The organism is Streptomyces sp. NBC_01314 (assembly GCF_041435215.1).
Taxonomy (GTDB): Bacteria; Actinomycetota; Actinomycetes; order Streptomycetales; family Streptomycetaceae; genus Streptomyces.
Window position 1 is genome coordinate 2021206 of the sequence record NZ_CP108394.1, and the last position, 13354, is coordinate 2034559.

The following is a 13354-nucleotide window of genomic DNA, read 5'->3' on the forward strand; positions in this document are numbered from 1 at the left end:
GATATGTCATTCCCAGGATGGAATTCTTCCCTTTGCGGGTTCACATGAGGGTGGCAGGGTTGATGGTGCGGCCGGTGACAGAACCGACCCACGGAGAGCATTCACCTGAGAGACCGAGTCGCCGGCCCGGGTCGTCATTGTTTTCCGAACGTCACCGATATTCTGTATTTCGATACGGCAGGCGGAAGAGGCGAGAAAGAGTGCGGACGAATGTCAGGTTACTCAGCAACGGTCTGACACCTGCCGGTCGTCTCCGCAGTCCCGGCTCCCGTCCGATCGCCCGCCGCCCGCGATCGTGGTCGTCCACCCGCGGGGCTGGGGCTGGGGAAGCGACATCTGGGAGCGGCCGGGACTGTCCCCGCGCGATCGCAGCCTGGTCACCGTCACCGCTGTCGCCACCTTCCCGAACCGACCGGCTCGGCTTCCACCTCGGCAAGGCACTGGAGAACGGCGTGACCAAGGACGAACTGGTCGAGGCCATCACGCATCTGGCCTTCTGCGCCGGATGGCCCAACGCCATGAACGCGATGACCCAGCTCAAGGAGGTCGTGGACAGGGCCGACCAGTCCGGCCGAGGCCTCTCCGGACAGCCCGCACCCAATAAAGCGAGCTCACCCCCCACATACCGCCGCTGTACCGTCCGGCGGCAGCACCACCAAGGGAAACACACATGGAACTGCTGAAGCAGCCCCCGCCCAGGAAGCTTCCCGCCGAGTGGTTCACCGGCGACGCCTACGCCAACGTGATCCGCCGCGGCGAGGCCCCCTCCGGGATGCGGGCCAACATGGTCCGGTTCACTCCCGGCGCCCGCACCGCCTGGCACTCCCACGCCCTGGGACAGACCCTCTGCATCGTCGAGGGCATCGCCTTGGTGCAGTCGCGTGGCGGAGACATCATCGAGGCTCATCCCGGCGACATCATCGACACGCCCGCGGGTGAGGAGCACTGGCACGGGGCCGCGCCCGACCAGTTCATGATCCATCTCGCTCTCTGGGGGACCGACGACGTCACCTGGCTGGAGCACGTTTCGGACGACGAGTACCACGGCCCGCGCGTCGGCACCCGCACCCGCACCCGCACCTGACGCCACCACTCACCTGACAGGACCTGGGAAACCATCATGCGAGCAACCATCATTCACGGCCCCCGGGACATCCGGGTGGAGAACGCCCCCGAGCCGAAGATCGTGGCGCCCACGGACGCCGTCATCCGTACCGTCGCCACCTGCGTGTGCGGCTCGGACCTATGGAGCTACCGAGGCATCAACCCGGTCACCGAGGCGCAGCCGATCGGCCACGAGTACGTCGGCATCGTCGAGGAGGTCGGCAGCGACGTATCGACCGTCAGGCCCGGCCAGTTCGTCATCGGCTCCTTCATCGCCTCCGACAACACCTGCCCGAACTGCCGGGCCGGCTACCAGACCAACTGCCTGCACCGGGACTTCCCCAACGGCTGCCAGGCCGAGTACATCCGCATCCCCCTCGCCGACGGCACCCTGGTCACCGTGCCGGAGCAGCCGGCCGAGGAGCTGATCCCGGACCTGCTGGCCCTGTCCGACGTCATGGGCACCGGCTGGTACGCCGCCAAGGCGGCCGAGGTCAAACCGGGTTCGACGGCCGTGGTCGTCGGGGACGGCGCGGTGGGCCTGTCCGGCGTCATCGCCGCGAAGGAACTGGGCGCCGAACGCGTCATCGCCATGAGCCGGCACGCCTCCCGGCAGAAGCTGGCCCTGGAGTTCGGCGCCACCGACATCGTCACCGAACGCGGCGAGGAAGGCATCGCCCGCGTCAAGGAACTGACGAACGGCATCGGCGCGGACTCGGTCCTCGAGTGCGTCGGCACCCAGGAGTCGATGCACCAGGCCCTGCAGTCCACGCGCCCGGGCGGCAACGTCGGCTTCGTCGGTATGCCGCACGACGTGCAGATCGACGGCCAGCAGCTCTTCTTCTCCCACGTCGGGCTGCGCGGTGGCCCCGCTCCGGTCCGGGCCTACCTTCCCGACCTCATCGAGCGTGTCTTCAGCGGCCGCATCAACCCGGGCAAGGTCTTCGACCTCACCCTGCCCCTGGACGAGGCCGCAGAAGGCTACAAGGCCATGGACGAACGCCGCGCCATCAAGACGCTGCTCCGTCCGTAACCAGAGACCCCGGTGGTGGGCACTGCCGGCGGCGCCCACCACCGCCGGCACCGCCGAGCGGCAGCGGCGTCTGTCCCTCGCAGTCGCCGAACAGTCAGGCCCACTCAGGAGTAAGCGCCATGCTCGGTCTCGAACGCGTCGTCGCCCTGGGCGTGACCGTACTTCCGGGCAACGTCCTGGGCCGGCGCTTCCACGTCGCGCCGCCCGTCATGCTGCTCGTCGTGGGCGCGCTCTCGGCCTTGTCCCGGCCGTCCGCCAGACCCGACTCCCGCTCGAAGTGGTGTGGTTGCTCTTCATTCCTGTGCTGTTGTACACGTTCCCCGACGACGGCCGACGCCAGACGCCTGTTCCCGGGGACGGCGCGGTGAACGCGTCAGACGGCTCCGTCCAGCCCCTGCGGTGCCACCGTGATCGGTACGGCGTCCGCGACCAACCACGACCGCCTGCGCTCTCTCGGCCCGATCCGGCCCATAGTGAGGGTCGTGAAGAGATACGGCGTCACCCTCCCGCGAGCTCGTTGAGGTACCTCTCGCCGCTGGTGTACCCGCCGCGTCGCCGCCGTCGGTAAGGCCGGCATCGGACGGGTCGCCGGGGTTCAGACCCTCCCCGCCCCCAGGCGTCCGGCATGCCGTCGCGGTCCGTGTCGGGCGGCGGCGTGCAGCCGCGCAGGGGGCCGAAGCAGCCGACGCGCGAGAACATCGTGCGCGGCGTCAGGCACTCCCGGAAACTAGGCTCCCAGCCCGCTTTCTTGCAGGTCAATGGCTGTTTGTCACTCCACTGGGGGACCGCCTCGCCGGTCACTGTGAGCCGCGTCGCACGTCTGGCCATCGACGGGAGCCGCACTATCGTGGAAGGCATGGGCGATCTCGCCGACCCGGACGACGACGGGCTTCCTCCCGATCGGACCCAGGCCATTCTCGAAGCGGCCAAGGAGGTCGCTTCGCTGCTCAAGGCCGGTGGGCACTCCTTCGCGCTGGCGGGCGGGGTCGCGGTGTACGCCCACGGCGGCCCGGGGACGCTCCAGCACGACGTCGACTTCTGTGTACTGCCGCAGGACATCGACGCGGTCACCGGCACGCTGGAGGGCGCGGGGCTGACCGTGGTCGAGCCGCCCGAGGACTGGCTGCTGAAGACCCGTAGCCAGGGCCAGGAGGTCGACCTGATCTTCCGGCCGTCCCGGGCGCCGGTCACCCGGGAACTGCTGGACCGGGCGGAGATGCTGTCGGTCCAGTCCGTGTGGATGCCCGTCCTCGCGGCGACGGATCTGCTCGTCGGGCGGCTCCTGGCGTTCTCCGAGCACTACTGCGACTTCGGTGCCGTACTGCCGATCGCCCGCACCCTGCGCGAGAAGATCGACTGGAGCCGGGTACGGCAGGAGTGCGGTGCCGAGCCGATGCCGGCGGCCTTCCTCTATCTACTGGAACGCCTCAACGTGATCGAGCCGGAGGAGACCGGCGATGGTGACAGGACATGAACACCCACCCGTGAACGGGCCGGGGAACCGTGCCGCGCACCCGGCGGCACACACCGAGTACCGCATAGCCCACCTGGAGGAGCGGCTCGCCCGGAGCGAGCTGGCCGAGCTCGGGACGCGGATCGAGGCACGCGGCGACGCCGTGCACATCACCGGCACGGCCTCCACCGCGGCCGATCGCGAGGCGATCCTGCGCATCGCGGCGGAGGAACTGCCGGGAGTACCCGTGCGGGCGGACATCGCACTGGCCGACGTCACCGCGCCCGACCACCGTCCCGAGGATCTGTCGTGATCCGGGTCGCGGCCGTCGGGGACATCCATCTGGGGCCGGACGGCCGAGGCCTTCTCCGCCCGGCCTTCGACACCCTGCCCGACCACGCCGACCTGCTGCTGCTCGCCGGGGACCTCACCCGCCACGGCACACCGGAGGAGGCCCGGGTCGTCGCCGACGAGGTGGCGGGGCTGCCGGTGCCGGTGGTCGCCGTCCTCGGGAACCACGACCACCACGCCGAGCGCCCCGAGGACGTGACGGCCGTGCTGCGGGACGCGGGCGTGACCGTACTGGAGGGCGAGGGAACCGTCCTCCATGTCGACGGGGTACGGGTCGGGGTCGCCGGGACGAAGGGGTTCGGCGGTGGCTTCGCCGGGCGCAGCGGCAGCGAGTTCGGCGAACCCGAGATGAAAGCCTTCGTCCGACACACCCGGGGGCTCGCGGACGGACTGCGCCGCGCTCTCGACGAGTTGGCGGAGGACGGCTGCACGGTCCGTATCGCGCTCACCCACTTCTCGCCCGTACCGGACACGCTCGTCGGTGAGCCGCTGGAGATCTACCCGTTCCTCGGCAGCTATCTGCTGGCCGAGGCGATGGACGAGGCGGGCGCCGACCTCGCCGTGCACGGCCACGCCCACCTGGGCACCGAGCACGGCATCACCAGCGGTGGCGTACGGGTGCGCAATGTCGCCCAGCCGGTCATCCGGCGCGCCTTCGCGGTGTACCACCTGCCGGTGGACCGGGCGCACGGTGCGGGGGCAGACGGTTCGTAGCGCCTGCACCACGCCCGTGGCCCCGGCTGGTGCGGCGCGGTTCACCGGAGTCCAGGCACCCGGACAGCATCGGCGTCGAATCGTCCGCCCACGCGTCGACCGGCGTCGAGGGCTGGACCCCGGAGAACCGCACGGCTCCTATGCCGCCGCCACCGGCGCTTCCGCCGGTGCTTCCGCCGGCGGGCCGTCGGTCTCGGCCTCGGGCTTCGCCGGCCGCGCCGACTCGGACTCCGTCTTCTCGAACTGCGTCCGGTACAGCTCCGCGTACCGTCCGCCCGCCGCCAGCAGCTCCTCGTGCCGGCCGCGTTCCACGATCCGGCCGGCCTCGACGACGAGGATCTGGTCGGCGGTGCGTACGGTCGACAGGCGGTGGGCGATGACCACGGCGGTCCTGCCCTCCAGCGCCTCCGCGAGGGCCTCCTGGACGGCGGCCTCCGAGGTGTTGTCGAGGTGGGCGGTGGCCTCGTCGAGGATGACGACGCGCTGGCGGGCCAGGAGCAGCCGGGCGATGGTCATGCGCTGGCGTTCGCCGCCGGAGAGCCGGTAGCCGCGTTCGCCGACGACGGTGTCGAGGGCGTCGGGCAGCGCCCGTACGAGGTCGTCGAGGCGGGCCCGGCGCAGGACGTCCCACAGGTCGTCGTCCGTGGCGTCGGGGCGGGCGAGGAGCAGGTTCGCGCGAACCGTCTCGTGGAAGAGGTGGCCGTCCTGGGTGACCATGCCGAGGGTGGCGCGCAGCGACGCGGCGCTGAGGTCGCGCACGTCGACGCCGCCGATGCGGACGGTGCCCGCGTCGGTGTCGTACAGCCGGGGCAGCAGTTGGGCGACGGTCGACTTGCCGGCGCCGGAGGAGCCGACGAGGGCGACGGTCTGGCCGGGCTCGGCGCGGAAGGAGACGCCGTGGAGGACCTCGGTGCCGCCTCGGGTGTCGAGGGAGGCCACTTCCTCCAGGGAGGCGAGGGAGACCTTGTCGGCGGACGGGTAGCCGAAGCGGACGTCGTCGAACTCCACGGCCACGGGTCCCTCGGGCACCTCGCGGGCGTCCGGCTTCTCCTCGATGAGCGGCTTGAGGTCCAGCACCTCGAAGACGCGCTCGAAGCTCACCAGGGCGCTCATGATCTCCACGCGCGCCCCGGCCAGCGCGGTCAGCGGCGCGTACAGCCGGGTGAGCAGCAGCGCCAGGGACACGATCGCGCCCGCCTCCAGGGTGCCGCGCAGCGCGAACCAGCCGCCGAGGCCGTACACCAGGGCGAGCGCGAGGGCCGAGACGAGGGTGAGGGCGGTGATGAACGCCGACTGCGCCATCGCCGTACGGATGCCGATGTCCCGTACCCGGGCGGCTCGTTCGGCGAACTCGGCGGACTCGTCGCCGGGCCGTCCGAAGAGTTTGACCAGGGTGGCGCCGGGCGCCGAGAAGCGCTCGGTCATCCGGGTGCCCATGGCCGCGTTGAGGTCGGCGGCCTCCCGCTGGAGCCGGGCCATCCGGCTGCCCATGCGTCGGGCGGGGATCACGAAGACGGGCAGCATGACGAGCGAGAGGAGGGTGATCTGCCAGGAGAGGGTGAGCATGACGGCGAGGGTGAGCAGCAGGGTGACCAGGTTGCTCACCACTCCGGACAGGGTGTTGCTGAACGCCCGTTGGGCGCCGATGACGTCGTTGTTGAGACGACTGACGAGCGCTCCCGTACGAGTACGTGTGAAGAACGCGACCGGCATGCGCTGCACATGATCGAAGACGGCGGTTCGCAGATCGAGGATGAGTCCCTCGCCGAGCGTCGCAGACAGGCGTCGGCCCAGCAGACCGAGCGCCGCTTCGGCGAGGGCGATGACGGCGATGAGCACGGCAAGGCGGACGACGCGTGTCTCCTCCCCGCCCGACACGATCACGTCCACGACGTTCCCCGCGAGCACCGGCGTCGCCACGGCGAGCAGCGCGGTCACGACACTGAGGGCGACGAACCATGCGATACGGCGACGATGTGGACGGGCGAAGGCGCCGATACGCCGTAGCGTCGCGCGGGCGAAGGGACGGCTCTGCTGCTGGGCGGTCATCATGCCCTGCAGCTGGGTCCAGGCGGTGGTCTCCATACTCATACGGAGAACGCTAGGACCTCGACCAAGCTTGAGGTCAAGGGGCGGGGCAGCGTACGCCGGGGCGCGGTGAAAGTCCGCCGCCGGTCAGCCGCCGTCCCCGCGCCCGCAACCCCCTGTCGGCCGGGCACGGAGAACCTCTCCCGGTGTGACGGCGATACCACTCCCCCGACGACCCACCAGGCGTGTTCCGGTACGGCGGGCGGCCGTCGCCATCGCATCGGCCGCCGTGGCCGTGGTCCTCCTCGTACGACGGCCGTGTACAGCGGTGTTCGACCTCGTGCGTAGAGCGCTGACGGCGGCCGCCGGGCGCGCCGCCTCGGCACCGCCGCGCGTTGCCCGCTCGGTGCACACGCGGCCGGCGCGTGTGCCGGCGCTTCGGGCGGCTCGCTCGCGTTCCCGGCGCTCCAGGCCGCCGTGCTGGTCACCGTGGGGCTGGCGTTGGGACTCGACATCCCTGTGCCGCACATGAGCTCGCCCGTCTCGCGGCCACGGTCGCGGTCGCCCTCGTGGGCTCCGGGCGGTCTCGGGTCGGTGGAGGCCGCGCTCGCGGTCGCCCTGGTGGCGGTCGGCGGTCCGGTGACCGTGGCGACCGCGGCGGTGCCGGCGTTTCGCGTCATCACGGTCTGGCTGCCGCTGCTGCCGGGCGCGTTGACGCTCGGCGCGCCGGTCCGGCTGAAGGTGATCTGACGCCGGGTGAGGTGTCGGCCGGAGCCGGAAGGAGGGCCCCGGCGGATCCGGGAGGAGCGGGCGGCCCGATCCGGCGGGCGGAGGCGGCCGTACCGCGGTGCACATCCGGACATTCCCCTGACCGCGGGGCCGGTCGTCGGCCGATCCGCGCAGGTCCGGTGCCGATCAGCCGTGCGGATACGGCAGGATGAGCGGTCGCGCCCGACGCCGTACACACGTCCGGGCAGGCGCTGATCGTGCATCTCGAATTCGAGCAGGTGGCAAGGTGACGACACATCACATACGGCCCACGGGACCTGACATACGGCCCCTCAGCCGCTCCCCGCGTCCCTCGGGAGGCGACCGATGACCCGGGTCCTCACCCTCGACGACTACCTCGTGGCCGGCATCACTCTGGCCGCCGGCCTGTTGGCCGCGTTCCTGCTGCGGCTGCTGCTGCGCTGGCTCGGCGGCCACGCCACGAAGACCCGCTGGGGCGGTGACGATGTCATCGTCGACACACTGCGCTCCCTGGTCCCCTGGAGCGCGTTCGTCGGCGGCGCGGCCGCAGCGGCGGCGGTGCTGCCGCTGACGAGGACCGTGCAGCACAACGTGAACCAGTCCCTGACGGTGCTGTTCATCCTGGTCGCCACGATCACGTCGGCCAGGGTGATCGCCGGTCTGGTGCGCTCGCTCGCCCAGTCCCGGGCCGGGGTCGCGGGTTCGGTCACGATCTTCGTGAACATCACCCGGGTCACGGTCCTCGCCATCGGCTGCCTGGTGATCCTGCAGACCCTGGGCATCCCGGTCGCCCCGCTGGTCACCGCACTGGGCGTCGGCGGTCTCGCGGTGGCGCTGGCCCTTCAGGACACCCTCGCCAACCTCTTCGCGGGCATCCACATCCTCGCCTCGAAGACGGTCCAGCCGGGCGACTACATCAAGCTGAGCAGCGGCGAGGAGGGCTATGTCGTCGACATCAACTGGCGGCAGACGACGATCAAGTCGCTCTCCAACAACCTGGTGATCATCCCCAACGGCCAGCTCGCCGGCACGAACATGACCAACTTCAACCAGCCCGAGCAGGACATGACCGTGCTCGTGCAGGTGGGCGTCGGCTACGACAGCGACCTGGAGCATGTCGAGCGGGTCACCAACGAGATCATCGCCGAGACCATGAAGGAGGTCGAGGGCGCGGTCCCCGACCACGAGCCCGCCGTCCGCTTCCACACCTTCGGCGACTCCCGCATCGGGATGACCGTGATCCTCGGGGTCGGGGAGTTCAGCGACCAGTACCGGATCAAGCACGAGTTCATCAAGCGGCTGCACAAGCGGTACCGGGCCGAGGGGATCAGTGTGCCGGTGCCCCGGCGGGCGATCACGCTCCAGACCGGCGGTGGCAGCGTGGAGATTCCGCATCAGCGGGAGGCTGCCGTCCAGGTGGCCCCGTAGGGTCTTCGACCCCGCAGCCCCCACCCGTCCCATCCCTGGGGCTGCGCCCCAGACCCCGTTCGCGCAGTTCCCGCGCCCTTGAAGGGGCGCGGGAACTGCGCGAGCGACCACGAACCACCCACGGCCGAACAACCCACCCCACGCCCCGCCCGCTGTCGAGTCCGGCCCGGGCACGAGATATCTTGATGTCGAGCAATGTTGCAGACGTGGAGCGGAGCACCCGGTGACTGACTCGACCATCATCTACACGCACACTGACGAGGCGCCCGCCCTGGCGACCTACTCGTTCCTGCCCGTGATCAAGGCGTACGCCTCGCAGGCCGGTGTCTCCGTCGAGACCCGTGACATCTCGCTGGCCGGCCGCATCATCGCCGTCTTCCCGGAGTACCTGGAGGAGGGGCAGCGCATCCCGGACGCCCTCTCGGAGCTGGGCGAGCTGGCCAAGACCCCCGCGGCGAACATCATCAAACTGCCGAACGTCTCGGCGTCGATCCCGCAGCTCAAGGCCGCCGTCGCCGAGCTGCAGAGCCAGGGCTACGCGCTGCCGGACTACCCGGACGACCCGAAGTCCGACGAGGAGCGCGAGATCCGCGCCCGCTACGACAAGATCAAGGGTTCCGCCGTGAACCCGGTCCTGCGTGAGGGCAACTCCGACCGCCGCGCCCCCGCCTCGGTCAAGAACTACGCCAAGAACCACCCGCACCGCATGGGCGCCTGGTCCGCCGACTCGAAGACGAACGTCGCGACCATGGGCGAGAACGACTTCCGCTCCACCGAGAAGTCCGCGGTGATCTCCGAGGCCGGTGCGCTGAAGATCGAGCTGGTCGGCGACGACGGCTCCACCACCGTGCTCCGCGAGTCCGTACCCGTCCTGGCGGGCGAGGTCGTCGACGCCTCCGTGCTGCGCGTCGCCGCGCTGCGCGAGTTCCTGACCGCGCAGATCGCCCGGGCCAAGGCCGAGGGCGTGCTGTTCTCCGTGCACCTCAAGGCCACGATGATGAAGGTCTCCGACCCGATCGTCTTCGGTCACGTGGTGCGCGCCTTCTTCCCGAAGACCTTCGCGAAGCACGGCGAGACGCTGGCCGCGGCCGGCCTGTCCCCGAACGACGGTCTGGGCGGCATCTACAAGGGCCTGCAGGCCCTCCCGGAGGGCGCCGAGATCAAGGCCTCCTTCGACGCCGAGCTGGCCGAGGGCCCGGCGCTGGCGATGGTCGACTCCGACAAGGGCATCACCAACCTGCATGTGCCGTCCGACGTCATCGTCGACGCCTCGATGCCGGCCATGATCCGTACCTCCGGCCACATGTGGGGCGCGGACGGCCAGGAGGCCGACACCCTCGCGGTCCTGCCGGACTCCTCCTACGCCGGCGTCTACCAGGTCGCGATCGACGACTGCCGCGCCAACGGCGCCTACGACCCGTCGACCATGGGCTCGGTCCCGAACGTCGGCCTCATGGCGCAGAAGGCCGAGGAGTACGGCTCCCACGACAAGACCTTCGAGATCGCGACCACCGGCACGGTCCGCCTCGTCGACCAGGCCGGCAACGTGGTGATCGAGCAGGCGGTCTCGGCCGGTGACATCTTCCGCGCCTGCCAGACGAAGGACGCGCCGATCCGCGACTGGGTGAAGCTGGCCGTCACGCGTGCCCGCGCCAGCGGCGACCCGGCGGTGTTCTGGCTGGACGAGACCCGCGCCCACGACGCCAACCTGATCGCCAAGGTCAACGCCTACCTGCCGGAGCACGACACCGAGGGCCTGGACATCCGTGTCCTCGCCCCGGTCGAGGCCACGAAGCTGTCGGTGGAGCGCATCCGCCGCGGCGAGAACACGATCTCGGTGACCGGCAACGTGCTGCGTGACTACCTCACCGACCTGTTCCCGATCCTGGAGCTGGGCACCAGCGCCAAGATGCTGTCGGTCGTCCCGCTGATGGCGGGCGGCGGCCTCTTCGAGACGGGCGCCGGCGGCTCCGCCCCGAAGCACGTCCAGCAGCTGGTCAAGGAGGACTACCTCCGCTGGGACTCCCTGGGCGAGTTCTTCGCCCTGGTGCCGTCCCTGGAGCAGTACGCCGAGGCCACCGGCAACACCCGCGCCAAGGTCCTCGCCGACACCCTCGACCGCGCCACGGCGACCTTCCTGAACGAGGACAAGTCCCCGTCGCGTCGCGTCGGCGGCATCGACAACCGCGGCAGCCACTTCTTCCTGTCCCTGTACTGGGCCCAGGAGCTGGCCGCCCAGACCGACGACGCCGACCTGGCCAAGGCCTTCGCCCCGCTCGCCGAGACCCTCACGGCGAACGAGCAGACCATCGTCGACGAGCTGATCGCCGTCCAGGGCAAGCCGGCCGACATCGGCGGCTACTACCAGCCCGACCCGGCCAAGGCCACCGCGGTCATGCGCCCGTCGACCACCTGGAACGAGGCGCTGGCGAACTTCGCCTGACCTCACACGCCACCCTGTGTGGATCTGGGAACTGAGGATCCGAGAACCTTCGGGTCCGCACAGCACCGCCCCGGCCGGGATCGTTTCCGGCCGGGGTGGTGTGCTTTCTGCCCACTTTCGACCCCTCCCGCCCCCAAAGAGACTTCCTCCACGCAATTGCGTCAGTCACATGTGTATTCTGAACTCGGGCCGGGGACAAGCAAGTTGAGGTGTCGGCACACGTGCGTCAGGCAAGGCATCAGCGTGGGGAGAAGCGATGGCCATGGCGGGGGGACCAACGGTACGGCGACGGCAGCTGGGGGCGGAGCTGCGGCGACTGCGTGAACACGCCGGCCGGAAGATCGAGGAGGTGGCGGCCCACCTCGAATGTTCCATGTCCAAGATCAGCCGGGTGGAGACGGGTCAGGCCCCCATCAAGGCTCGGGACGTACGGGACCTGCTGGGGTGGTACGGCGTCACCGACCCGGCGCAGATCGAGACCGTCCTGCAGATCCACAAGGACGCGCAACAGCAGGGCTGGTGGGCCCACTACGGCGAGGTGTTGCCCTCCGGCATGGCCACGTACGCCGGGCTGGAGTCCGATGCCCGCGCGCTGCGCTCGTACGAGCCCACATTTGTGCACGGGCTGCTCCAGACCGAGGAATACGCCCGTTCCGTGATCTCCGCCGCCCGCCCGAACGAGCCGTACGAGGTGGACCAGCTGGTGCGGTTCCGCAAGGAGCGCCAGACGCTGCTGACCCGTGACCCGGACCCGCTGGAGCTGTGGGTCGTCGTCGAGGAGAGCGCGCTGCGGCGCCCGGTCGGCGGCCCGGAGGTGATGGCGGCCCAGCTCGCCCACCTGGCCGAGGCGACGACCATGCCCCACGTCACCATCCAGATCATGCCGACGGCCAAGGGCGCGCACGCGGCGCTGGCAGGGATGTTCTCGCTGCTGGAGTTCGAGGGCCACGCACCGACCGTGGTCTACGTCAACTCCATCGCCGGCAACGTGTACCTGGAGAAGGAGCGCGACGTGCGCGCCTTCGTCCAGACCTTCGACCTGGTGCGGGCCGCGGCCCCGGATCCGCAGGAGACGCCCGCCACGCTGGAGAACATCGCTAGGGAGATGCGGAGCGGATGATGAGCACGGACAACGGGCGACGGGTCCCGCAGGTCGAGCCGACCGCCCTGAGGGACGCGCTCTGGCACAGGAGCAGCCACAGCTCGGGCAACGGCGCCTGTGTGGAGGTGGCCTTCGTCGAGAGCCTGACAGCCGTCCGGGACTCCAAGGACACCGACAGGCCAGGCCCGGTGTTCCGGCCCGCGGAATGGCGGAGGTTCGTCGGCGGGGTGCGTTCGGGGTGGCCGGGTGGCCCCTGTCCACGGGAAGCCGCCCGTGTACGGGACATCTGAGGGCGCAGATCTCGCGTCCGATTCCGTCTCCGGGCTCCTCGCCTCCGGCGCCTTCTACGCGTCGCAGACGTTCTGGACGGCCGCCGGTGTCGCGGTGGCCGTGCTCATGGGCTGCGGCGCGGTCTGGGCCGCCCTGCGCGCGGCGCATCCCAGACGTCGGCTCACGTACTCGACGACCCACGCCCCGCTGGTCCACGAGCCGGTCGGCGGCGCGCTGGAGATCCGGTGCAACGGCACGCTGCTGGCCGACCCCCACCTGGTGCGGATCGTCCTCACCAATCCGGGCCGACGGGACATCCCGAGCGGCGCCTTCGACCGCGGCCAGCCGATCCGGGTGGAGCTCGGGGTGCCCTATGTGGAGCTGGTGGCCACCGAGTCGGAGCCCAGCGCGGCCGAGCTCCCGCCCGTCACCCTCCACGGCTCCGAGCTGAGGATCGGGCCGGGCCTCATCGGCTGCGGCACGACCGTCACCTGTCTCCTCCTGGTCGACACTCCCCCGGCCTGCCGCTACCGCCACTCACTCCTGGACGTCAAGGTGGAACAGATTTCTCTCCCGGCGGCCTCGCGCTGGGCCGCCATACGCCCGGCCCCGCTGGTCCGTCCGTAGCGCCGTCCACGCACGCCCTGACGCCCGCACCCCGCAACCCTGTGCTCGCGG

The 13354-nt window shown here is 70.5% G+C and carries 11 protein-coding genes and 2 pseudogenes; 12 read left to right on the top strand and 1 reads right to left on the bottom strand.

The annotated features are described in order from the left end of the window. Positions 1-331: 331 nt before the first annotated feature. From OG622_RS08960 to OG622_RS08985, 6 genes and pseudogenes are all read left to right on the top strand, one after another. Positions 332-554 (top strand): annotated as a pseudogene (locus OG622_RS08960) (carboxymuconolactone decarboxylase family protein); the annotation flags it as partial. A 116-nt stretch (positions 555-670) separates the two neighbouring features. Further along, a complete protein-coding gene (locus OG622_RS08965) occupies positions 671-1084 on the top strand; it encodes a cupin domain-containing protein (RefSeq protein ID WP_371574654.1) in 414 nt (137 codons plus the stop codon). A 36-nt stretch (positions 1085-1120) separates the two neighbouring features. Continuing rightward, on the top strand, positions 1121-2137 hold the full coding sequence (locus tag OG622_RS08970) for a zinc-dependent alcohol dehydrogenase family protein (RefSeq protein ID WP_371574656.1): 1017 nt from the start codon (positions 1121-1123) through the stop codon (positions 2135-2137). An 856-nt stretch (positions 2138-2993) separates the two neighbouring features. Next, positions 2994-3611: a hypothetical protein gene (locus OG622_RS08975; RefSeq protein WP_371574657.1), complete on the top strand. Its 618-nt coding sequence runs from the start codon at positions 2994-2996 to the stop codon at positions 3609-3611. After that, positions 3595-3903 (top strand): hypothetical protein, encoded by a 309-nt coding sequence (locus tag OG622_RS08980; RefSeq protein ID WP_371574659.1) that lies wholly within the window; start codon positions 3595-3597, stop codon positions 3901-3903. The genes OG622_RS08975 and OG622_RS08980 overlap by 17 nt, the downstream gene beginning before the upstream one ends. Beyond that, positions 3900-4655, top strand: a complete 756-nt coding sequence (locus tag OG622_RS08985) for a metallophosphoesterase (RefSeq protein WP_371574660.1) — start codon at positions 3900-3902, stop codon at positions 4653-4655. Before OG622_RS08980 ends, OG622_RS08985 begins: the two co-directional genes overlap by 4 nt. 138 nt (positions 4656-4793) lie before the next feature. On the opposite strand, the gene OG622_RS08990 is transcribed toward OG622_RS08985, so the two are convergent. Further along, entirely contained in the window at positions 4794-6740 is a 1947-nt protein-coding gene (locus tag OG622_RS08990) for an ABC transporter ATP-binding protein (protein WP_371584036.1), read from the bottom strand. 193 nt (positions 6741-6933) lie between these two features. On the opposite strand from OG622_RS08990, the pseudogene OG622_RS08995 reads away from it, so the two are divergent. The 6 genes and pseudogenes from OG622_RS08995 to OG622_RS09020 all read left to right on the top strand — a co-directional run. Next, a pseudogene (locus tag OG622_RS08995) lies at positions 6934-7433 on the top strand (lysylphosphatidylglycerol synthase domain-containing protein); the annotation flags it as partial. A gap of 345 nt (positions 7434-7778) precedes the next feature. Next, on the top strand, positions 7779-8861 hold the full coding sequence (locus tag OG622_RS09000) for a mechanosensitive ion channel family protein (protein ID WP_371574662.1): 1083 nt from the start codon (positions 7779-7781) through the stop codon (positions 8859-8861). Positions 8862-9084: 223 nt separating this feature from the next. After that, complete coding sequence (locus OG622_RS09005) at positions 9085-11304, top strand: NADP-dependent isocitrate dehydrogenase (RefSeq protein WP_371574664.1); 2220 nt, start codon at positions 9085-9087, stop codon at positions 11302-11304. A gap of 262 nt (positions 11305-11566) precedes the next feature. Then, positions 11567-12424, top strand: a complete 858-nt coding sequence (locus OG622_RS09010; protein WP_371574665.1) for a helix-turn-helix domain-containing protein — start codon at positions 11567-11569, stop codon at positions 12422-12424. After that, positions 12424-12696 (top strand): DUF397 domain-containing protein, encoded by a 273-nt coding sequence (locus tag OG622_RS09015; protein WP_371574666.1) that lies wholly within the window; start codon positions 12424-12426, stop codon positions 12694-12696. Before OG622_RS09010 ends, OG622_RS09015 begins: the two co-directional genes overlap by 1 nt. Next, complete coding sequence (locus OG622_RS09020; protein ID WP_371574668.1) at positions 12680-13303, top strand: hypothetical protein; 624 nt, start codon at positions 12680-12682, stop codon at positions 13301-13303. Before OG622_RS09015 ends, OG622_RS09020 begins: the two co-directional genes overlap by 17 nt. Positions 13304-13354: the final 51 nt, after the last annotated feature.